The 19878-nt window shown below is 53.4% G+C and carries 22 protein-coding genes and 2 pseudogenes; 15 read left to right on the top strand and 9 right to left on the bottom strand.

What is annotated here, in order from left to right; all coding sequences use genetic code 11:
• From ACR0NY_RS18960 to ACR0NY_RS18935, 6 genes and pseudogenes are all read left to right on the top strand, one after another.
• Positions 1-173: pseudogene (locus ACR0NY_RS18960) on the top strand (DDE-type integrase/transposase/recombinase); the annotation flags it as partial.
• Between the two features lie 57 nt (positions 174-230).
• Positions 231-938, top strand: a complete 708-nt coding sequence (locus tag ACR0NY_RS18955) for an IS6 family transposase (protein ID WP_170343030.1) — start codon at positions 231-233, stop codon at positions 936-938.
• 258 nt (positions 939-1196) lie between these two features.
• Positions 1197-1787 (top strand): hypothetical protein, encoded by a 591-nt coding sequence (locus tag ACR0NY_RS18950; RefSeq protein WP_480771292.1) that lies wholly within the window; start codon positions 1197-1199, stop codon positions 1785-1787.
• Between the two features lie 343 nt (positions 1788-2130).
• On the top strand, positions 2131-2445 hold the full coding sequence (locus tag ACR0NY_RS18945) for a hypothetical protein (protein ID WP_093964951.1): 315 nt from the start codon (positions 2131-2133) through the stop codon (positions 2443-2445).
• 18 nt (positions 2446-2463) lie between these two features.
• Positions 2464-3087, top strand: a complete 624-nt coding sequence (locus tag ACR0NY_RS18940) for a hypothetical protein (protein ID WP_093964952.1) — start codon at positions 2464-2466, stop codon at positions 3085-3087.
• Positions 3088-3852: 765 nt separating this feature from the next.
• Positions 3853-4314 (top strand): hypothetical protein, encoded by a 462-nt coding sequence (locus tag ACR0NY_RS18935; RefSeq protein WP_170343031.1) that lies wholly within the window; start codon positions 3853-3855, stop codon positions 4312-4314.
• 64 nt (positions 4315-4378) lie between these two features.
• Here ACR0NY_RS18935 and ACR0NY_RS18930 read toward each other — a convergent pair whose 3' ends face one another.
• The 4 genes from ACR0NY_RS18930 to ACR0NY_RS18915 form a co-directional block, all read right to left on the bottom strand.
• On the bottom strand, positions 4379-4705 hold the full coding sequence (locus ACR0NY_RS18930) for a hypothetical protein (protein WP_141138521.1): 327 nt from the start codon (positions 4703-4705) through the stop codon (positions 4379-4381).
• Between the two features lie 5 nt (positions 4706-4710).
• Positions 4711-5232 carry a hypothetical protein gene (locus tag ACR0NY_RS18925; protein WP_093964955.1) on the bottom strand — a complete coding sequence of 174 codons (522 nt, stop codon included), beginning with the start codon at positions 5230-5232 and terminating at the stop codon, positions 4711-4713.
• A gap of 28 nt (positions 5233-5260) precedes the next feature.
• A complete protein-coding gene (locus ACR0NY_RS18920) occupies positions 5261-6031 on the bottom strand; it encodes a hypothetical protein (protein ID WP_170370235.1) in 771 nt (256 codons plus the stop codon).
• Between the two features lie 73 nt (positions 6032-6104).
• On the bottom strand, positions 6105-6620 hold the full coding sequence (locus tag ACR0NY_RS18915) for a DUF805 domain-containing protein (protein WP_093964957.1): 516 nt from the start codon (positions 6618-6620) through the stop codon (positions 6105-6107).
• Positions 6621-6908: 288 nt separating this feature from the next.
• Between ACR0NY_RS18915 and ACR0NY_RS18910 the strand changes: the two are divergent.
• The 3 genes and pseudogenes from ACR0NY_RS18910 to ACR0NY_RS18900 form a co-directional block, all read left to right on the top strand.
• Positions 6909-7071, top strand: a pseudogene (locus ACR0NY_RS18910) (IS6 family transposase); the annotation flags it as partial.
• A gap of 134 nt (positions 7072-7205) precedes the next feature.
• Positions 7206-7583, top strand: coding sequence for a SnoaL-like domain-containing protein (locus ACR0NY_RS18905; protein WP_170343033.1), 378 nt, complete (start codon positions 7206-7208; stop codon positions 7581-7583).
• Between the two features lie 88 nt (positions 7584-7671).
• Positions 7672-8517, top strand: coding sequence for a universal stress protein (locus ACR0NY_RS18900; RefSeq protein ID WP_170370237.1), 846 nt, complete (start codon positions 7672-7674; stop codon positions 8515-8517).
• Between the two features lie 78 nt (positions 8518-8595).
• Here the strand turns inward: ACR0NY_RS18900 and ACR0NY_RS18895 are convergent, their stop codons facing one another.
• Positions 8596-9162 carry a flavodoxin domain-containing protein gene (locus ACR0NY_RS18895; RefSeq protein WP_170343037.1) on the bottom strand — a complete coding sequence of 189 codons (567 nt, stop codon included), beginning with the start codon at positions 9160-9162 and terminating at the stop codon, positions 8596-8598.
• Between the two features lie 336 nt (positions 9163-9498).
• The gene (locus ACR0NY_RS18890; RefSeq protein WP_093964960.1) at positions 9499-10803 is read right to left on the bottom strand and encodes a ferredoxin reductase family protein; all 1305 of its coding nucleotides are present in this window, start codon (positions 10801-10803) and stop codon (positions 9499-9501) included.
• 278 nt (positions 10804-11081) lie between these two features.
• Here ACR0NY_RS18890 and ACR0NY_RS18885 point away from each other — a divergent pair, with 278 nt between their 5' ends.
• From ACR0NY_RS18885 to ACR0NY_RS18875, 3 genes are all read left to right on the top strand, one after another.
• Positions 11082-11585, top strand: a complete 504-nt coding sequence (locus ACR0NY_RS18885; RefSeq protein ID WP_093964961.1) for an Hsp20/alpha crystallin family protein — start codon at positions 11082-11084, stop codon at positions 11583-11585.
• A gap of 219 nt (positions 11586-11804) precedes the next feature.
• Positions 11805-12689, top strand: a complete 885-nt coding sequence (locus ACR0NY_RS18880; protein ID WP_170370241.1) for an FHA domain-containing protein — start codon at positions 11805-11807, stop codon at positions 12687-12689.
• Positions 12635-13393, top strand: coding sequence for a S1 family peptidase (locus ACR0NY_RS18875; RefSeq protein WP_170370242.1), 759 nt, complete (start codon positions 12635-12637; stop codon positions 13391-13393). The genes ACR0NY_RS18880 and ACR0NY_RS18875 overlap by 55 nt, the downstream gene beginning before the upstream one ends.
• Here ACR0NY_RS18875 and ACR0NY_RS18870 read toward each other — a convergent pair whose 3' ends face one another.
• Positions 13394-15010, bottom strand: coding sequence for an MFS transporter (locus ACR0NY_RS18870; protein ID WP_170370243.1), 1617 nt, complete (start codon positions 15008-15010; stop codon positions 13394-13396).
• Positions 15011-15052: 42 nt separating this feature from the next.
• On the bottom strand, positions 15053-16273 hold the full coding sequence (locus ACR0NY_RS18865) for an APC family permease (protein ID WP_170343043.1): 1221 nt from the start codon (positions 16271-16273) through the stop codon (positions 15053-15055).
• A 755-nt stretch (positions 16274-17028) separates the two neighbouring features.
• On the opposite strand from ACR0NY_RS18865, the gene ACR0NY_RS18860 reads away from it, so the two are divergent.
• Positions 17029-17436, top strand: a complete 408-nt coding sequence (locus tag ACR0NY_RS18860) for a c-type cytochrome (protein WP_141138522.1) — start codon at positions 17029-17031, stop codon at positions 17434-17436.
• Here ACR0NY_RS18860 and ACR0NY_RS18855 read toward each other — a convergent pair whose 3' ends face one another.
• Positions 17437-18609 carry a cation:proton antiporter gene (locus tag ACR0NY_RS18855; protein WP_170343045.1) on the bottom strand — a complete coding sequence of 391 codons (1173 nt, stop codon included), beginning with the start codon at positions 18607-18609 and terminating at the stop codon, positions 17437-17439.
• 201 nt (positions 18610-18810) lie between these two features.
• On the opposite strand from ACR0NY_RS18855, the gene ACR0NY_RS18850 reads away from it, so the two are divergent.
• Both ACR0NY_RS18850 and ACR0NY_RS18845 read left to right on the top strand, forming a co-directional pair.
• Positions 18811-19260: a phasin family protein gene (locus ACR0NY_RS18850; protein ID WP_170343047.1), complete on the top strand. Its 450-nt coding sequence runs from the start codon at positions 18811-18813 to the stop codon at positions 19258-19260.
• A 57-nt stretch (positions 19261-19317) separates the two neighbouring features.
• Positions 19318-19725 carry a universal stress protein gene (locus tag ACR0NY_RS18845; RefSeq protein ID WP_093964967.1) on the top strand — a complete coding sequence of 136 codons (408 nt, stop codon included), beginning with the start codon at positions 19318-19320 and terminating at the stop codon, positions 19723-19725.
• The last annotated feature ends 153 nt before the right edge of the window (positions 19726-19878 follow it).

Genomic DNA, 19878 nt, shown 5'->3' with positions numbered 1-19878 from the left:
TCGTAAAGGTGAATGGCAAGCGACATTATCTGTGGCGTGCAGTAGATCACGAAGGTGAAGTGCTGGAAGCAGTTGTCACCAAGCGCCGAAACAAGGCTGCAGCACTAAAATTCCTCAGGAAATTGATGAAACGGCACGGTTGCGCCAAGAAGGTCGTCACAGATCGCTTCGCTGGTGTTGTCAGAAGGAATTTGGTTGAGGCGGGCAGGGCGGTTTCGTAGCCTCTGGCCATGCCCAAGTGTGATCCATTCAAATACTTTCATAGCAGCCCGGAAATTATCCGCTTGGCGGTCATGATGTACGTTCGTTTCCCTTTGTCGCTGCGGAATGTCGAAGATCTGCTGCACGAGCGCGGTATTGATGTAAGTCACGAGACGATCCGTTTCTGGTGGAACAGATTTGGTCCGATGTTCGCGTCAGAAATCCGGCGTCGGCGGGCGGAAAGACTGCGATCCGGGCGGCAATGGCAGTGGCATGTCGACGAGGTTTTCGTGAAGATCAACGGCGAACGTCACTACATGTGGCGCGCTGTTGATCACGAAGGCGAAGTTCTGGAAGCCGTGGTCACGAAACGTCGAAACAAGCGAGCCGCTCTGAAATTCCTCAGAAAATTGATGCGGCGCTACGGTCGGCCGGAAGTTCTGGTGACGGACCGCCTCCCTTCGTACGGTGCGGCGTTGCGGGAGGTTGGGCCGGCCGATCTGCAGCATACAGGCCGTTGGTTGAACAATCGGGTTGAGAATTCGCACCTGCCATTCCGACGAAGAGAACGGGCCATGCAGCGCTTCCGGCGCATGCGAAGTTTGCAGAAGTTCGCCGCCGTTCATTCCTCCGTTTACAACCATTTCAACCAGGAGCGCCACCTCTACACCCGCGAAAACTTCAAGCTGATCCGCAACGCCGCTCTCGCCGAGTGGCGTAAGCTCTGTTCCGCCTAAGTTCCCGTGGTTATTGGGAAACTGAGACTGGTTAGAATCTGCCTGACAGCACCCTCGTGGGCTCTCTGACTGAGATGATGGCGGATCATGGCAGTATGGTTGCTGCGACAAATGCCGTAGTCGACATGGTAGCTTGAGGGAGCAAAACGGATATGTTCAGGGGCTCGACATTGTCGGGCCCCTGCGTTTTGCCTATAACTTTTACCGAGACAGAAACGACCGTTTTTGACCGGCTAGCTTTTTCAAAAGCAGACATTCGTGCTAGCGCAGCGAATGCTCACTTTGTGCGCTTCTCGGTCGTTGGCGCAAGTTGCAGCTAATGACTGTTTCGAGCCCGAAGCTGCCGTTTATCCGGCCTATGGCCCTACTACGCATCGAACGTTTGCCCTGACCCCGAAGCGGACACAATTTGATTGGACTGAATTAGGTAGCGTATTCAAATCGCAAAAATTTGACCAACCAAGTGAATACCGTATTGTTGAATATGGGACAAAATTAAGATCCCGGAGAAAGCGCCTCGGCGCTTTCCTAGGTCAACGTGAAACAGGGTACATTATGAAAAACTTTCTTTTGGCTTTTCCAGCGGTTGCACTTCTCACCGCTTGTGATGAAGGTAGCACAACCAGTGCTACGTCGGCGGCACCAAACGCGGCGGAGCAAGCTTGCTTGCGTGATGTCACTGCGACAACCAACAATCCGGATGTGGCACTGCTCGGTTCGGAGTTCTCTGAAGCCGGGACGTTTGTGCGCGTCGGCGTCGGACCGGACCGCGCGCCATGGCAGTGCATCGCTTACAGTGACGGCTCCACAGACGGTATAATGTCGCTTACTAACGAAGGAACGCTCTAGTTTTGCGAAATAGCTTGCTGGAACGTTGCGATGACTGATGCTGTGCAAAGCCGCGATTTGGGTTTTCATGTTGCTGTGGGCAGGCGCGAGTTTCATCTTTATGACAGGAACCTTCGGCTGGTTTGAACAGCCAAGAGATCCCTTGTCTGGGCTATTTCTGCTACCCTTGGGCCTACCGTGGGTTCTTGCAATTGAATTTGCGCCGGAGACCGTCAGGCCACTGTTAGCAATACTGGCGCCGTCGGTGAATTTGGTGATTTTGGTGAGATTATGCAGGAAAAAGAATAGAGCAAATTAGCCTCTGTAATGGTGACAAACCTCAGAGCATTAGGAAACAAAACAAATGGGTAAACTGATTTTGGGACTGGTTATAGGGCTGCTTGTGGGCGGTATTGGTGGCGGGATGCTGGGCATCGGCAGTGGCGCTGGAATGGGCATCGCTACCGGGCTTTCAGCCGGTGTTTGTGGGATTGCAAATGCAGCGCAACAGGAGGGCCTTCTGACAGAAGAACAGGTCGATCAAGTTTTTAACCGTGCTGTCACTAACCTGAGAGAACTGACCCCGGACGCGGAAGAAAACGGGGATGCGATCGTCGGAGCGGCCAGCGAATGTGATGCCGTATTGCAGCAACTGCGCGACGCGGCGGTGTCTAATTAATACCAGGAGAGTTTAGTTATGCGATCAAAGGTTCTGGCTTTGTCTCTTTGTATCTCGCCGACGTTCGCCTCGGCCGCTGACGTCGGACAGGACGCGATTGACAGTTGCATCGACCAATTGCGTTCTGTGGGTGGGCCGGACGGACAAAGCGGCACTGTTCTGTCTACAGAGTTTTCCGAAGCAAATTCGCTCGTCATGCTGCAAGACAAAGGCGAGACAGTCTGGAGATGTCTTGTGTCCAACGACGGTCAAGTCGCTGAACTCAGCGTCGCGCAGGCCGCCGATGACGGCCAAGGCGCAATGGCGGGGTCCGGCGGTTTACCCGTAGTTTCAGGAACCCAACGGGTCCAATTCGCGGCAGGTACCAGCGGCGCAGCGATGTCGGGCACTTTGAACCCGAATACATCAGTGAGCTACGTGCTCGGCGCAGCAGATGGTCAGTTCATGCGCGTGGACGTGGGTTCCCACGGTGGCGCGTTGGACTACAAAATTTTCAACCCGGATGGCTCGCTCCTTCTAGACCTGATCTCTTCTGATACCCCTTATCGAGGCCAACTTTGGCAGTCTGGCGATCATGTGGTCGAGGTCCTAAACGCCGGGGCGCAACCGGTCACCTTTGATATTGGTATCGGCATCGAGTAGCCACCGAGTTCAACAAGCAGGAAATCCAATGAAGTCATTTGTTCCCTTTGTGGCTGGATTTGCAGCACTTGGCCTTGTCGCATGTGATACTCCAAGCACTTCTACCGAACCGGGCCAACCTGCTATTGGCAGTTCAAGCGATTTGACTGCATTCGAAGGAGCACGTGCCGGCCAAGCGGAGATGGGCATACAGAACCTCGGGTACGAGTTGATCCGCTCCGAGGGTCTCACGTCATTCTGGTTTAACCGTGATACTGGCGCTTGCGCGCGGATAACAACGGCGGATGGTCGCTACTCTGATGTGACTATGCTGCCTGCGGAGGACTGCTAATGGATTGGTTGCACGCGATTGTCACGGGTCTTTTGTGTGGTGGCGCATATTGGGCTGTAAGAAGTATGGGTTGGTTTGAGAACCGTTCAAAAGTTCAACAAGCGTTGATTTTCTTTCCGATCATTTTCATCGTCGTTTTGATCTTGAACCTTATCTGGCCATCGGCCTGATCGCTGCGCCGTTCGAACCTCGCTGACACTTAACGTTCGAAGGCAGGAAAACTCGCACGGGTTCTTTCCCTTTTCTGACAGACCGCAAAGTCGGCAAAGTAGACATTCTTAAAAAAAACCTGCCAATGACCGCACCGAGCCCTTCTCAGACCTTGATCGCTTGCGCAGCATTCGAGACAGTGAACAGGAACTCGCGGCCGCATTCGACGACGAAGCAAAAGGACCTTTAAGGTTGTCAGACCACTTCGCACAATGGAGATTCAAATGCGTCGATCGATCCTGATGCTGTCAATGGCTATGGGGATATTGGGGGGGCCAGCATCATCCCAGCCGCTTTTTGAGGATTCTAACGCTTTCAATCCTTCCAGCGAAACGGCATTGGCGATTACCGGGCCAGTAATCATGTCTACCAAGCGGATGGTCTTCGAGACCGGCAGGTTTCTTGATCTCGAAGTTCATGACCCCAAGAGTTCAGGCAATTGGGGTGCGTCTGGCGACGTGCCTGTTGCTCAGGTGTTTCGTGTATCAGGCGATGCAGGCCCACTAAGGCAGGGAAACACGCTTTGTGGCGACCAACCAGTCACGTATATGGCAACCTGGAGTGAGGACAGCTCCGGGTTTACCTACCTTGGCGTAGCGATGTTTACTGGCATGGAACCGCCTGCAGGCATTGCCGGTCAAGCGTTGTGCGCGACGTACTTCTTCTCGATGGATGTTCCGGAGTAGTCCGGCAGTTGTCCTGAACTCATCGACAGAGAGGACCATTCAAAGTCCAGGGCAAGCATGTGGTTCAGCGGTAGGGAATGCTGAAGAACGAGAAGCTGTTGGTTTGGGTGATTACGGGCGCTCCCGTTTCCGCCATTAGGCTTGCCATTGCTGCACTTCCCGTCGGACAGGCCACAAGATCGGCCGAATCGTCGAGCAAATCGCCAGTAAACGCCGTTTCGCCGACAAGCTGGCACTCGTCCGCAACACTTCGGTAACCGCGAACGAAGTTCAGTTCCGGGTCGGGTTCGCTGATCGCTAACTCTTGAGCGGTTTCGACGCATCCCGTCACCGACAGCGCCAAAGCGCAGGCACATATGGCACGCATGATCTTTTCGAGGCGCCTTTCCATATATTCTACTCCCACTCTGCACCCGTGCTGCGCCAGACCGTTTCATCTGAATCCCAAACACTGGCCACGATGCAGGGCGTTGGGTTGATCCCACCACATTGCGAGCCATGCACATCCGCCAAAAGCACGCGAAATGGGCCGATGTTCGCCATGTCCCATCCCTGATTGAGAAGCGAGAACAAATGTTCCTCGACCAAGAAGTGAGACATGCAACCGCCTGTCCCGCAATAGAGCGACACAGCGGTGGAACAGGCAAAACCCGCCTCGTCCAGAACCCAGTCCCGCTCGATGTCTCCATCGAGATCGACGCGGTGGATGGCTCCCAATTCAAGGGCGAACTGCCCGTTCTCCATATCCGAACATGCCTGCTGCGCGGCCTCTACTCTTTCAAGAAGCTGTGTGGGCAGCCCGGACAAATCCTGCGCGTGCGCCGAGGGCGTATAGAAGGCCACGGAAAGAGCACAAACAGCAACCGCCAAAACCCCAGCGCCGGCGCGATTGCCATTTCCAACCAGTTGGCTACCCATGTTCGTGTCTCCAGCCCTTCCGTGTGCCTCAGTTGCACTGATCGTAGGTGTAATCGCCAAACTCGATCCAGTTCCGGCCCCCATCGCTGAAGACGAGGAACTCTGACCGATCTTCACCCAGGAGCGCCACCTGGAAGCCTGCTGGTGGTTCAGAATTTCCGAAGAAGCTATATGAAGTCATCGCCCGAACTGTCTCACCATTGACGGTCACGATAGCATCCCACTGCTCGCCGGGTTGACCCACGATGGCGTATTCGATGACCCTCTGCACGGCACCGCCACCGCAATACACAATGCCTTCTGGCGCCTCCATGCTCTGAGATGTCGACGCGTTAGAGCCGCAGGCCGCGCGCAGGGATCTTACCGCCGCGGAAGATCCTTTGAGCGTGAAGATACCATAAGAGACATCCTGGTCAGCCATCGAAAGGTTCAGAACGGCGTTCTGCGCAATCTGATCCAAAACGAAATCATAGTCGCCCTGATCGAAGAAACGGACCTCAACAGGATAGTTGTCGACGAGCGAGATATCCGCATTCACTGATCCTGCCTGAAACGCACCTACCTCGGTCGAACCATCCTTCATGAACCGAAAGGACAGGCCCTGCCTGGAGACAATATCCTGCGAGTCGTCATAACCTTCTGGCGCGAAACGGACACGGTCGCACTGCAACTCCAGAGTCATGTCGCCGGTCTGAATGAAGGCGTTGGCGTTCGGCGGCCCACTGAAGTTCCACTCAGCCATGGCAGGTGATGACATCATGATTGTGAGGACCGTGCCGGCGACTAGATGTCTCTTCATAAGTAACCTCCTAGGCAACTAAGCCATGTTTCGTCATTCTGCCGCGAAAGCACTGATGATCCACGTCATAAGTTCAAGCTGCGGGTGCACCATATTCATTTTCACCTTCCTGTGACGGTCGGCTTAGCCACCAGATCATCAGCACAGAGAGTATCAGTTGAAGAACTCCCACAACCATCAAACCTGTGACGCCAAGTAGAGCCGCTGGGCCCCTCAATGCTTCAGGGTCGTCAGCCCCTTGCTCGAGGACTGAAAATACAGCGATGCCACTGAACAGCATGAACATGGTTGCGATGCTGAGCGCTGCAGGCAAGAGCAAGTACCAGCCTGGTCTTCCAGTGTCATGCAAACGCCGCCATCCGGCGGCCAGCATGGGCACGACAACTGCAAGTTGGAAGATCGGAGTTAAGACTTGGCTACTTTCTCCAGTTTCAGGGTTCACGCCGAATAGAGAGGCGTCGATGATTGCCAAAACAATGCTGACGAGGACCACGAACAACACAAACCACCAGTACTCTGACCGCGCCGCGCGCCCGGAAAAAACGAAGTATTTTGTGAGGCACGTCTTTATTGCTTCAACAAAACTCATGTTTGTTCATTCCCTGAAAACGTTGCCACATATGTTCTGCCAAGAGGAAACGTAACACAAGCATTGGTCAATGGGTCATGTGTCTGTCGGAATATTGCTGCGCTGAGGCGAACGGCAGCTAGTGTCCGCAATGCAGTCGTTCAATGAATTTGGCTGAGCGACCGCATCGAGCCCGTATAGCTCATTGGCGAACGGCGCTGCAGCTGTCTCTATGGGCGGTTAGCAGACCTCCGCTACGCGGTGCCCCAACGGCTAGTCTGCGGACAAAACAACCTTTCGCGACATACGATGCAGCGGTTAAGGCGGATGCGAAGTTTGCAGAAGCTCGTCGCCGTTCACTCCTCCGTCTCCAATCACTTCAGCCTGGGGCGATCCCTTCCCAACCGAGACACCTTCAAGTTGTCACGGCGCCGCCGCTCTTGCGGAGTGGCGCGAACTTGGCGCGCTATAAGCGACATGTCTGTTGGCCTAGCTGAGACTTGTTCGAACCGGCCTCACAGTATCCATCGATATTCTTATTGATCCTTGTCAAGATTGGCGCGGGCAAGACGTGGTACTGTCAATGGTAATTCAGGGGGGGGGCTCATGGAAGAGTTGATCGAAATCGGAAGATCATTCGCCCAGGCCATGCGTGAGCGCAGGGGCCTTGCAAGTGTTGATGAAATGTATGCCGAAAACGCACAGTCGATAGAGGCAGTCGTGCCTCCGGTTCGACAATTCCGCGTTTCAAAGGGGCGAGAAGCCATCAAGGGAAAAAGAGAGGATTGGTTGGCATCGCATGAAATCCAAGAACTAGAAGTGGATGGCCCCTACGTCCACCCACCCAACCGCTTTGGAGTGCGCTTCAGAGCCGAGGTCGTTCAGAAGGCCACGGGTGAGCGTATGACCCTGTGCGAGATCGCGGTGTATTCGGTGGCGGAAGGCAAGATTGTGCTGGAAGAGTTTTTCATGCTGCCGAAATAAGAAGAGCGACCAACAACACTGTCTCTTCGTAGGTTTAATCCGTGAGCACGGCCTTTGGGCGAATTGAAATTCCGGACGGAGGTCGGGAATGCAACACAAAACAGTGGCATATTATGTAGGAGTTGATGCTGACGACGCTTCGATTTTGGAATGCGCTGAAACTGCTTGTAACCACAACATTCACTTGAATTGCGTGTTGATCGCGGACTTACCCAACCTGCCGTACCTAAAGTATGGATCAAACAGGTTCGTTGAGGCGGGTCTTCCCTCAAACTGGTTGGATGTTCTTAACGGAAAAAATGCCGCCTTGAAGTCCCGCGCCACAGAAGTTGAAGCGCTTCTGGTAGGGCAAGGCGTATCTGCAAATGTAATTGCCTTTATGGGATCTGGAGCAGAGTTGAAGCATCTTGTGGCTGGCCAAGCCAATCGCTCTGATATCGCCTTTCTAGACGCTGAGTTGCGAAAAGACCCCGATTTGTTTCATAAGATCGCGTACGGAGTATTGTTCCATTCGCCGGTAGGCCTGATGATAAATGGAGATCCGTTTGCCCAACGCGACTGCATTTTTTTGGCATGGAATGATAGCCTGCCTGCGTCTAGGGTTGCGCATTTAGCTTTACCCATTCTTCTGGCGGCCAACGAAGTTGTGATTGGGTGTTTTGATTTGCCGTCGCCTGATGACGTAGAAGGTCAAGCGCCCGGAACCGACCTAGCTGGATGGCTCAGCCATCACGGTTGCACTGTGACCGTGTCGCAGTTTCGGTGCGGCGGGAATTCAATTGAACACTGCATTCAGGAACGCGCAAGAGAATTGGGGGCCGACCTCGTTGTTATGGGCGCTTACGGGCATTCCCATTTGCGTCAGTCGGTATTTGGGGGAACGACACAAGCAATGTTGGAGCAGACAAGGTTGCCAGTGCTGTTCGGGCACTGATGAAGAGAACTGGCGACTGTGATTTGCTGGTATAGGTAGCTCTATACGTTCATCGGTTAATACGGGAACAGCCAGTTGTTATTGGGTACTCGCTTGAGGTTGAAGCGTGTTTGCCCGCCCGTTTTCGCCAAGGAACTCTATCACAATTAACGTGAGTTCATCCCAGTCAGTAAACTCCCTTGCCCCTTCTCGTGGATCGATTTTTCGACCGAGCAAGACGACGCGCTGAAGAATCTCCCTCTCAAAATACCCGTAGTTTTCGGGCCTCACCGCGCCTGCGATCAAAGCCGTCGCATTTGGTTCAAAACCTGTTCGAAGAAGCATTTCGTCAAGATAGTCGCGTGCTTCTTCTCGACCTGACGCGAAAGCAGCTTTTAGACCGACGGAAAGCACGAGAGACTTTCGCTTCATTAAGGCATCTCTATTTGAAGCGACAAATGCTTCGAATGACTTGGGGTGCTTACGCTCGTGGACAGGGGCCAGGAGAATAACCTTGACCACTTCGTCAAGTGAAACGTGGCCGGGCGTTTCATCGGTATTGATCAGCTTTGCATCGAAACCGGCATTCTTCGCGAGATCGGTGATGAAGCGCGCAATCTTTGCTGTTTGGCCTTCGACCGTGGCGAAGGCGATGAGTAAAGTCATTCCGATCCTCCCAAAAATCGGTCTGAATAGATTGCTTATTATGAATAAGTGACGTGCGTTGCCCTTGATCTCCATCAAAGGCGTTTCATGGGGGCATATCTGGATCGTTGCGGTATGCTCATGCTGTCCACGCGGAGCATGTTTATTAGGAAGTTCGTGACGGCATCCATCTCCAAGAATACCTGCCTTTTCGGCCGGCAGCCTTGAAGCTAGCCAACCCCTGGCGGTCTAGCTTTCTACCTTAAGCAAAAGGCCAAGACAGCGACGAAGATTGAAATACTGATCAACCAAACTGCGAGTTTTACTTGTTGGCGTGCGGGCAGGTTTCTGAGCAGTCTAATCATAGTCAAACCTTTCAGACAAAATCCGGTGTGACGCGGTGCCCCGCTCAATCAGATGATCTTCGACCGTGTCCATCATGGCAGGGGGGCCGCAGAGAACAAAAAGCCAGCTTTCAAATTGTTCAGAAGACAAATTGCGGTCCAACAGATGACCGTCGATCAAGCCTGTCTCTCCGGACCAATCCTCTGGCGGCTCGGATAGAACAAATACTGTTTCTTCTTTGGACAACTCCTGGCGAAAAGCAATCTGCTCCTCCACCCGGTTGCCATAGATAAGCTTGAGCTCGTACTGTGTTCCACTCAACCGTACCTGACGCACAATGCTCAACATGGGCGCGATCCCGACACCACCTGCGATCAGAACAATGCCTTTCTCAGTTCGGTGGCTGATCGATAGATTTCCGTGCGGGGCATCCAGATAGGCCGTGGTTTGCGGAGCGATCTGTCTGAGGCCGCATGTGAAATCCCCAAGCTCCTTTATCATGAATGAAACTTCGGGGCCTTCGGCTGGTGCCGAACTAATCGAGAATGGGTTCTCATGCAGCGAAAAAACACTGTGGCCGACGTTTAGCCAAGCAAATTGCCCTGCTTCGAAGTTTAGTCCGTTGTGACCATCTGGAACGACGCGCAACTCCCATTGCTTCGGTGTTAGTCGAGACACAGACGTGACGCGCCACTGTCTCTTCCTCTGACGTAAAGGGCGAACGAGATAGACATACAGCAAAGTTCCAACTGCAATACTGGTTAGGGCAAGCCAGAGATAGGTTAGTAGCGGATGCCCACCGTAGCGCCCAGCATAGACCGTGTGATGCAACAACAGGCATGCGATCACCAAGGCTCCCAGCCCGTGTAAGAGGCGCCATGTTTCGTATTTGTAATCAAGGGATTTGCGGGCAATTGCCGAGGCGACCAAAATGAACAGAAATAGATATGCGCCGATGCCCGATACCAGCGTAGAAAAGTCGGTGGAAATCGTAAGTTGGTTTGTTTCATCCCACGGGCGGCGTCCGCCCGAAGGCGTACCCTGATAGAGAAGCGGGTGTATCAGCGCAAAGCCGAGTGCTGTACGCGCCATCAACTGATGCACCCGCATGGTTACATCCATACCCAGACCGGAAGAGATGAACCTGAACCGCCCAGACAGCAGGAACTCGACTAAGATTATTGAAAAAGCCAGCATCCCAAGCCCGGACGCGAGCTCTTGATTAAATGATCGTGGTGGCCACCCCAAGGACCAAGAAAAACCCAAGGGAGCCAAGATCAGCAAAACGTAAATCAGCGCCAGATAAGGCCATTTCATACAGTTTTGCTCCACTGTGCTAAAGCTAGGCAGCTCGGGCTCATTCAAAATAAACGCTAAGCTGACCTGGGATTCCGATCAAGACTACTGAGAATGGTGTTAACTTCACCACGACGAGGCAAGTTTAGTGAACGAAGTTTCCCGTTTCTGTTCGTTCAGCCGCCGCGTTCGGTCTGGCTGATCCTGAGGTTGCATGCTTGCGCAAGATCAAGGTCCTTGACCGCTTTTCCTGTCATAATGTTGCGCGCGTGAAATCAGGCCAATGGAGGAGGCTCAAAATGTTAGAAGACAAAAAGTCCCCGCAACTTTTCACTGGAATGCATCCGCTCTCTGACAACTTTCGGCGTGAAATGGAAACCCTGATGTCGCGTTTTCTTGGGGAAGGATCACCCTTCCTGCCGATGGAAACGGCTGCGCAACGCACGGGTTTTCCGTCCCTTGATATGACGGGTGCGATTTCACCGGCAATCGATGTCCAAGAAACGGATTCTGCGATTGTCCTGACGGCTGAATTGCCGGGGCTCGAAGAAGATGATGTGGAAATTGAAATCAAGAATCGCAGGCTAATCCTGCGCGGTCAGAAGAAGATTGCGCATGATGAAACGGGCGATCTTCGTGTCAGCGAAAGAAGCTATGGCAGCTTTTCAAGAGCCATGTCGCTGCCAGATACCGTAGAAATCGACAAGATTTCAGCGACGTTCGACAAAGGCGTTCTGCATATAGAAATGCCGAAGATTGAGCCTCAGGACCCAAGCCGTAAGATCAAGGTATCGTCGAAATAGACGGTCTGGTGGCTCGATACCGTGCTTGAAAAGAGCAAAGCAGAGGGTCGATCGTGGATCGACCTTCTTAGAGTTGCGGCCTGATAAGTGTCTTTGGTTGAATCCGCGCAGGCACCGCAAGCACCTGTACAAATGTGTTTTTTGTACATTCGTACCAGGCCATGGGTTTGGTGTTTAAGCGTGGTAGAATGCCCTCACGCGTTTGGGTAGGGGGCCACAATGCGAAAACCAGAAGAGAGTGGCATGACACCCTCAGGACATGCTGGTGAAGGTGAGGTGCGGGCCTTTCTGGAGAGCCTGACCGGACCATCGCGCGGCTACGTGAACTGGCTGGTCGATAAAGCCCTGACCGTTTCTGTTAACGATGGCAGGGTGTTAAGCCTTCGACCTAAAGACGACCTGCCTCCGCATGACAACGATATTGCCACCTTAAAGTGGGCTGACGACGGTTACACGATAGCCGCGTCAGCAGGGCGCAATGTATGGGTGAACGGACAAAAAGCCTCATCGGCGCTTCTGAGGCATGGCGATATGATCGAGTTCGGCGAAAAGGGCCCAATGTCTCGATACAGGTTGTGCGATCACTCATTTCCCGCGCACCACACAGTCGAAGATATCCTCAGTGACGCCTATGCTTACACCCGAACGAGCCGTCGACCCTTCGCTAAAAAGATGTCTGGTGCCCTGCGCAACAGCGGGCGGCGGCTTGCGTCTCAGACCACGATACTGTTCAGGATCACAGTACTTGCGACGCTTCTTGTGATCGCGGGGTTTGGGTACCTGCTTTACCAAAACGACCGGCGCTTGGCGGATAGTATTGAACAGGAGTCCCGCAAGATCGAAGCGGTCGCGATTATGCTCGCCCAGACGCGAGAAGATGCACTTACGCCTGATGACTTGGCTTCTTTGCGTGAAGCTTTTAAGAACCAGGTTCTGTCGACCGAGCAGCGTCTTGGAACCTTGGAGCAGCGGGCCGGAGCCCCCACGCGGGTGATCGCTGCCTCGACCCGGTCCGTCGCTTTCCTTCAGGGGCTTATGGACTGCGCCACGTGGAAAGCGGGAAGATATTGCGGCATGTATTGGGACCGAATGGAGAAAACCTGAAAACCCCATTCGGCCAACCTTGGATCGAACCGGACGGGACCGGCGAACCTGCAGAATTTCAATTCACCGGAACCGGCTTTTTGATTGCTGGGGTACCGTTGATGGCCACCAACCGCCATGTCGCTTTGCCCTGGACTTCGGGGAACCGAGAGAAGGCGTTGAGCGACGCTGGCCTTGAGCCTGAAATGTTGAGGCTGTTGGCCTATTTGCCTGATCAAACGGAACCAATAGAGGCGCGTTTGGTTCGGTTCAGCGAAGCAGCAGACTTGGCGATTTTGGCAGTTGAGCCAAGCGTTCAAGACCTCGGAATTCCGTTGGCGGATGCCACGTCGCGCGTCGGTGAAGAGCTTTTTCTGTTGGGATATCCAACGGGTTTGAAAGCTTTGATCGCGCAGGCCGGTCCGGGCTTTCTAGAGGAACTGGAGGCAGAAGGAACGCTGAACTTTTGGTCGATCGCGTCCCGGCTTTCTACTCAAAGCAAGATTCACCCACTCGCAAGCCGGGGGATCGTTGCACGAACAAGTGAGAGCGCCATCGTTTATGACGCCGAGACCACGACCGGTGGGAGCGGGGGGCCAGCATTGAATCGGCGGGGCGAGGTCGTTGCGATCAATGCTGCGATCCTGCCCGAGTTTGGTGGCTCAAACATCGGCGTCCCGGTTTCACATCTCAGAGCTCTGCTGAGAGAGGTTGAAAGCCAGTGATCATTCACTCGTTCGGAAGCGCGAGTTTTGAACGAAAAACACTGTGGCCAGTGGAACGATCACCGAGATCACGGGTACGGAGATCAGCAAGTATCCAAGTTGACTGTAGTCCGCGGCAGACGTGACCTCACCGGTCTCTGGATATGTGACGGCGCGTGTGACGACGTATATTTGGTTGAGGTATTTGGTGCTGAGGCTGCTCGCCGACAAAGCCATGTTTGTGAATGATGCCATCACCGCAAAAAAGGTCGCTTTCAACTGAACAGGGGCATTGCGTGCAATCCAAGCCAACATCGGGACCATGGCAATCTGTCCAAGCGGCGATTCAACAGCAGTGTCGAGGATGGCAATAAATCTTGCGTCGACAACACCACCGGTATGCGCCGCCGTCCATTCATGCACACCGTAATAGAGGGCAAGGTTGGGCAGCGCGAGCACGCCCGCCGCAATAGTCAACAGTACCACTACGTGCGCAATCGAACGGTTGGCCATGAATGGCCGCAGAACAATTAACCCGAGCAAGGCCAGCAGCGAGGTCAACAATGCCAGGATTGCCAAGAATTGCTCATCGAACCCCAGTTCATCGATTTCAAACCAAGTCAGGCCTGGTCCTGATAGCGGCACAGCGCGAAACACAAAAATGATTGTCGCTGTCCCGATCAGGGCTCTGGCTTGTGCTGGTTCCAGCTCTTTCAACAGGCGCGACATAAGGTACAGGATCACCGTTAGAGAAACCGCAAAGACTGTTTCTTGCGCAAACTCGAAATCGGCGGTTCCCAACACGATGCTAAGCACAACGAATGCGAAGCCGCCCAGCAATATGGACCATTTGACTTCGGTGACTTCATCCGGCGCGTAGGGCGGGTCGCCCGATCTTATACGCTGACGCTGGATCAAGCTGTGAAGAACGACACCGCTGACGGATAACACAGGGATGGCCAGAGCTATCAGGTACACCTGGCCATAAAGCGCAAGGCGATCGGATTTTTGCAGATCCTCTGTTCCAGAGAAAATCCAGATGTTTACAGCCGCAACAGCGGCAAACCCAGAAATAATGGAAACTCTGCCCAAGGTTTGCATCGTCGTGTGCTGAGCACGGGTTTCTTCAGGCGAAAATGGTAGGCCGTGCTGGTCAACCTTCGGCACCGCCTCAACCGTCATGGCGTCGGCAACAACGTCCTGAATGGCATAGCCCGAAGGCGCCAAGAGCAAGGCAACAACATACCAGTCTTCCAGCGGCATGAAACTGGACATCTGCGCAGGTGCGGTCACGAGCCCGTACATGGTGAGCAAAGACAACGTGATCAAGGACGCGCCGAACAAGATCAGCAGGGACTTCCAGCGCCAAAACAGGTCCACGACATGACCAAGCGGCATTTTTAGTATCCACGGGATACCAGCCCAAAATGCTAGCCCTGCAACGAAAGAGGCGGATAAATCGAGGTAGTCTTTTAGGAAAAAAGCACCAACGACCGAGGTCAGGCCGGACACGCCGGCCGCAAAATAGACCATCAGTGGTGGCAGATAGGACCATTGCAGCTGCTGAACCAGATCCACAAACGTTCTATGCCACCAGGCCGAAAGTTTTGATCCTATGGAAGTTTGGTCAGTCGTCATATGCCGTGGCAGCTCGTTGAGGCCTTTGGGTCGTTGTATCAGTTAGAGAAATCCAGATCCGAAAAGCAATGCACTGGTGATCACCCCAAGGATCGGTATCACAAGAGGAACGCGGAAGTGCTTTGCGGACTCGTCCGGCTTCATCTTCAGCAGGATCAGCGAAATATTGACCAGTACAAAGACGCCGAGAACGATCTGAGACGTGCGCTCTGCCAGAATACCAAGCGGTATAGTTTGGGTCAGCAAAACGATGATCGCCACGACCAGCAAAGTAGCGATAACTGGTGTCTGAGTTGCTTTTGGGACAATCGCCAGAACCTTCGGTAAACGGTTACGGTCAGCTAGGCCGTAGATCACCCGCGAGGCCATGATCATCTGGATCAGTACTCCGTTGACTGTCGCCACAATCGCGACTGCGGAAAAGCCCTGTTTGATCACCTCGGGCGCGTTTGAAAACACAAGCGCGAGGGGGGCTGCGGATGTCGAAAGAACATCGATCGGAACAACAAGTAGAACCGTCATTGAGGTTCCTAGATACAACACGGTCGCCAAAACGAGGGTTAGTAAAATCGCTTTTGGAATCGTGCGGACCGGGTCTTTAACCTCTTCTGCCACGTTGGCCATGTCCTCGAAGCCAACAAATGCAAAGAAGGCGAGAAGTGATGCCGCGAAAATGCCTCTCCACGCGTCGAATTCAAGCGGTGGAAGCATCGAACTGATTCCGTATCCCTGCGGATCCTGAACCGACATGCCCCAGCCAATCACAAAGATAAGGCCTGCGATCTCGATGATCGTAATGACAGCCGCAACAAAGACCGACTCAGTGATCCCCCAAAGTGCGATTAAACCCATGATCAAAACGACGCTGATGGTCAAAACAGGGATCGCAAAACCGGTTAAAGCATGCAGGTATGATGCTGCGCCAATTGCAACTGCAGAGGCAGAGATAATCCCCGAAGCTGCGACCGCGAGGCCGACGAAAACCGCCATCCATCTTTTCTGAAATCCCGCTTCAACATAGGCCGCTTCACCTGCGCTGACGGGAAATCGTGTTGCGAGTTCTGCATACGAAAGCGCGGTGAGTGATACGACGAGCGCGGCTAAAACGAACGAAAACGCTGCAAACGGTCCAGCAATGTCTGCTGTCGCGCCGACTAAAACATAAATGCCCGCTCCGACCGTTACCCCAAGGCCATAAAGCGTGAGCAACGGGGTTGTAAGGGCCCGCCTGAGTTTCTGTTCGTTTGGATCAACAGAGTTCATAAGTGATTTCCGCCAACTGCCCACTCCGAACGTCGTCAGTGGCGTCCTTCTCTTTTTGTCTCGATTGGCGCAGCGGCTTAATCCTATGGTCAAAGCTGCACCGAATGCCGTGTGTCTCAACCTGGGCACATTGGGCGCCAATCAACTAACTGGGGGCTCGCCATCACTCCTGCCGAGCCCCCGTGGGTGGAACTTCCACTCCTTCAAAATTCCATTCACCTTTGTGTTTACTTGGGGACAGGACGGTGAACGTAGAATATGTTGAAACATTCGAATTTCACTATGTAATTCATGTTGGTGCTTTGATCTATGTCAATCACCTCGCTGCGACGGGTCTGCGAGGCTGAACGCAACCCAACTGTCGTTTGTCGTCGGACTTAAAGGCAAAGCAAACATGTTCGATGGTTTCAGATTTAGGGTGGAAAGCAATTCGTGACGCTTTGGAACCTGTTACCAGTCTTGGGCTCGGATGGATGCGCTCAGATGGTTGCATCGCGTGCCTTGTCACCTCTGACGAATTCTCAGGTATATGAATATATTGGAAGGAGAACCGTCTGCGCGCAAGGGTGGTGAGGTCAACGATGAGGTGGCGTAGTTGTAGGCCGGCAGGAATAAATTAGGCGCGTACACCAAACGCTATTCGACTGAAACGCCAATCCTCGTACAGGAGCGTCCAAAATGAGCAAGGTCAAAGTGCTTTCTTAAGGATGCCTTATAATTAGATCTTCTTCCGGGGCAGCAAATTGGAGGAGCATATGCAGATTTTTCGAGGGATTTTACTGGCACTGTTCGTCACGGGGCCCGTACTAGCGCAGGAGGTCAGCGTTGATGAGGGAAGTGATTTGTACCGGACGTATTGCTGGCAATGTCACGGTTTCGAAGCAACCGGAGACGGGCCAATGGCGGAAATGCTGGCTATTCGAACACCTGACCTTACCAAATTGGCGGGCGAGAACGGCGGTGTGTTTCCGATAGATCTTATAGCTGAACAGATTGACGGTCGTTCACAATTGCTCGCCCATGGGGGCGAAATGCCAATCTTTGGCGCGGTGTTTGAGACAGACCAACAAATCGCGGTGGCTCTGCCTAATGGGCAACCTATGATGGTAGGCCTGCCGTTGGCGAATTTGCTCGCCTTTCTTGAATCGATCCAGTCTGAATAGTTACTGACCAATCTGCTCATCTGTGTCAGCCGTTCGTCTGATTGACATGAGAGTCAACGGCGGCCCCAACACCTCGAAGGCCACAGCGCTGGCTAGAGTAAAGGCCATGATCGACGCGGCCCAATGTGGAAATTGCTCTCCGGCGACGAGGGCCATTCCTACCGCGACACCGGCCTGTGGTAACAAAGCTGGGCCGTACCAGCGGGTCTGACGGCTAGGCAGGCCGCCAAGTCTCGCTCCACAATAACCCCCGACGAGGCGGGCTACGGCGCGCAAGAATAGGAAAAGACCACCAGCCCAGCCCATCAAGCCGAAGGCTTCAATATCCAGCGTGGCGCCAGCCAGTAGGAAGAACAAAATCATGAACGGCCACTGAATGTGCTCGATCTCATGAAAAGCACGGTCGTGATGGCGGGCAAGATTCCCAATAACTGCGCCAGCAACCATGCTTGCGACAAGGAACGAAACTTCTAGCCACAACGAAAAGCCTGCTGTCAGAAACACGATTCCCACCGCTTCGGCTTGCATTGGCTCTCCCGGCTTCAAGCGACCTGTGAGGTAAGCGGATGGCACGCCTAGCGCGGAACCCAACAAAATAGCCCCTCCGAAATCCCACATCGCTGTGGTCGTGACGGTGGCCCAACCATCCGAATGACCGGCCAGAACCAAGGCGATGCTGAAAACGATCAGACCCCAAGCGTCATCAATTGCGACGACGCCCTTTAATGTCTCTGTGAAGCTGTTGGACACCCCAGATTGCTTGATCACGTCTGTCATGGCGGCCGGAGCCGTAGCCGTAGCAATTGCCGCCAGCACCAGTGCCAACCCGAAGGGTACGCCGATTGCGGTCAATCCAGCAGACACGATAACAAGGGTTGCAACCACGATTGAAATCGAAATCGTCAGAATGGCTCTGCCATGCCGAACCAGGTTCTCGCGGGTTAAGGAACCTCCAAGAAGAAACGCGACCATCGTTAAAGCCACAATGGAAATCTCGTCGAACCACATTGCAACGTCGAGTGGGATCAAACCCATTCGGGCGTTCCCGGCGATCAGACCGAGGAAAAGCAAGGTTGTAACACGAGGAAGATGCGTTACCCGGCCAAGTTGGTCGGCCGCCAATCCGGCAAGGAAGAGGACACCTAGGGTAATCAGAAAGCCGGCAATGTGCATAGAGATCCAAGCGTTAAGTTCTTGTCTAAACTACTTTAACTCCACCCCTGCCATCTTGGAACCGATGTCGGAGAGAATGCCAATGTCCCGTGGCAGCCTAAGCCGAAGATCCTAAAAAATGGGGGATATTGATCTGTATTAAGGCGAAAGCGCGCCGCAGGTGGCACAATAGCTCATTAAGGAAATGAGGAGGAACTTTCGATGCCGACAAAGAAATCTAGCACAAATAGCCCGACCTCACTTGTGGATGTTTTCAAGCAAATGCAGCCGCCCATGTCTGGCAATCCAGCCTTCGGTGCCCAGATCGAACAATTTTGGGACGCACAAGAAAAAATGCTCGAAGAAACAGAGGCCTTTGCGCAGCATTGGTTCGAACGGCGTCATGAGGCGGTTCGGACGGCTCTACAAGCTGCACGCAAAGTGTCTTCTGCGAACCCGTCCGATCCATCGAAAGCCCTTCAGAGTATGACGGAGTGGCAGCGCCATTCGGCTGAGCGGTTGGTTGCTGACGCGCAGGAATGGTTCGAAACCGTGTCTCGTTGTGCATCTTATGTCGCTGAAACCGAAGCTGAAGCTGTTGAGAAAACAGTTGATGATGTCGTAGCCGCTACAAACAGCGCGGGGAAATCTTCAAAGTCTGAGCCTGTTTAGGGTTCGTGCCGCCGAAAAACCAAACTGAAATCATCGGAGCAGTAGATAGGAGGTCAAATGTACAAAAACATCCTGATCCCGGTTGCTCTGGACAAAGAACACGACACTCAAGCGTCGTTTAAGGCTGCGCGCCAATTGGCTGATGCCGACGCTGTTTTCACCGTTGTGCACGTCCAAGAACCTATTCCGGCATATGTGGGTTCTCAGATTCCAAGTGAAGTGCTTGCACATACGCGGCATGAGATATTGGAGAATCTGCATAACACTGCCTCTGAAATCTCAGACGCGAAGGTACAGCTCATCTCCGGGCATGCGGGTAGGGCAATTGTCGAATTCGCAAACCAGAGCGACGCCGATTGCATCGTCTTAGCTTCGCATAAGCCCGGATTCGAGGACATATTTCTAGGTTCCACTGCGAACAGAGTCGTGCATCATGCCAAGTGTTCGGTTCACGTAATTCGGTGATCCAAAGCTAGCGATGCGAGATCTCTGTGGGGTCTTGTCAGAAGAACTTGGGGTCTTGTCAGAAGAACTTGTCTTGAGGCAGGCAGGACGGTTGCGTAGCTTTTGCCCATGACCAAACCTGCCTCTTTCAAGTACTTCAAAACCAGTCCCGAG

It is taken from the genome of Ruegeria sp. BJ5 (assembly GCF_056537865.1).
The sequence above is the reverse complement of the archived record's forward strand: the minus strand, read 5'-3'. Positions and strand labels throughout refer to the sequence as shown.

Excerpts from the sequence above, each read along its gene's own strand:
- ACR0NY_RS18845 (WP_093964967.1), top strand. The coding sequence starts at position 19,318 with ATGTACAAAAACATCCTGATCCCGGTTGCTCTGGACAAAGAACACGAC.
- ACR0NY_RS18900 (WP_170370237.1), top strand. The coding sequence starts at position 7,672 with ATGCAACACAAAACAGTGGCATATTATGTAGGAGTTGATGCTGACGAC.
- ACR0NY_RS18860 (WP_141138522.1), top strand. The coding sequence starts at position 17,029 with ATGCAGATTTTTCGAGGGATTTTACTGGCACTGTTCGTCACGGGGCCC.
- ACR0NY_RS18880 (WP_170370241.1), top strand. The coding sequence starts at position 11,805 with ATGCGAAAACCAGAAGAGAGTGGCATGACACCCTCAGGACATGCTGGT.
- ACR0NY_RS18855 (WP_170343045.1), bottom strand. The coding sequence starts at position 18,609 with ATGCACATTGCCGGCTTTCTGATTACCCTAGGTGTCCTCTTCCTTGCC.
- ACR0NY_RS18935 (WP_170343031.1), top strand. The coding sequence starts at position 3,853 with ATGCGTCGATCGATCCTGATGCTGTCAATGGCTATGGGGATATTGGGG.
- ACR0NY_RS18930 (WP_141138521.1), bottom strand. The coding sequence starts at position 4,705 with ATGGAAAGGCGCCTCGAAAAGATCATGCGTGCCATATGTGCCTGCGCT.
- ACR0NY_RS18895 (WP_170343037.1), bottom strand. The coding sequence starts at position 9,162 with ATGACTTTACTCATCGCCTTCGCCACGGTCGAAGGCCAAACAGCAAAG.
- ACR0NY_RS18905 (WP_170343033.1), top strand. The coding sequence starts at position 7,206 with ATGGAAGAGTTGATCGAAATCGGAAGATCATTCGCCCAGGCCATGCGT.
- ACR0NY_RS18925 (WP_093964955.1), bottom strand. The coding sequence starts at position 5,232 with ATGGGTAGCCAACTGGTTGGAAATGGCAATCGCGCCGGCGCTGGGGTT.
- ACR0NY_RS18850 (WP_170343047.1), top strand. The coding sequence starts at position 18,811 with ATGCCGACAAAGAAATCTAGCACAAATAGCCCGACCTCACTTGTGGAT.
- ACR0NY_RS18915 (WP_093964957.1), bottom strand. The coding sequence starts at position 6,620 with ATGAGTTTTGTTGAAGCAATAAAGACGTGCCTCACAAAATACTTCGTT.
- ACR0NY_RS18920 (WP_170370235.1), bottom strand. The coding sequence starts at position 6,031 with ATGAAGAGACATCTAGTCGCCGGCACGGTCCTCACAATCATGATGTCA.
- ACR0NY_RS18890 (WP_093964960.1), bottom strand. The coding sequence starts at position 10,803 with ATGAAATGGCCTTATCTGGCGCTGATTTACGTTTTGCTGATCTTGGCT.
- ACR0NY_RS18945 (WP_093964951.1), top strand. The coding sequence starts at position 2,131 with ATGGGTAAACTGATTTTGGGACTGGTTATAGGGCTGCTTGTGGGCGGT.
- ACR0NY_RS18865 (WP_170343043.1), bottom strand. The coding sequence starts at position 16,273 with ATGAACTCTGTTGATCCAAACGAACAGAAACTCAGGCGGGCCCTTACA.
- ACR0NY_RS18940 (WP_093964952.1), top strand. The coding sequence starts at position 2,464 with ATGCGATCAAAGGTTCTGGCTTTGTCTCTTTGTATCTCGCCGACGTTC.
- ACR0NY_RS18955 (WP_170343030.1), top strand. The coding sequence starts at position 231 with ATGCCCAAGTGTGATCCATTCAAATACTTTCATAGCAGCCCGGAAATT.
- ACR0NY_RS18885 (WP_093964961.1), top strand. The coding sequence starts at position 11,082 with ATGTTAGAAGACAAAAAGTCCCCGCAACTTTTCACTGGAATGCATCCG.
- ACR0NY_RS18870 (WP_170370243.1), bottom strand. The coding sequence starts at position 15,010 with ATGACGACTGACCAAACTTCCATAGGATCAAAACTTTCGGCCTGGTGG.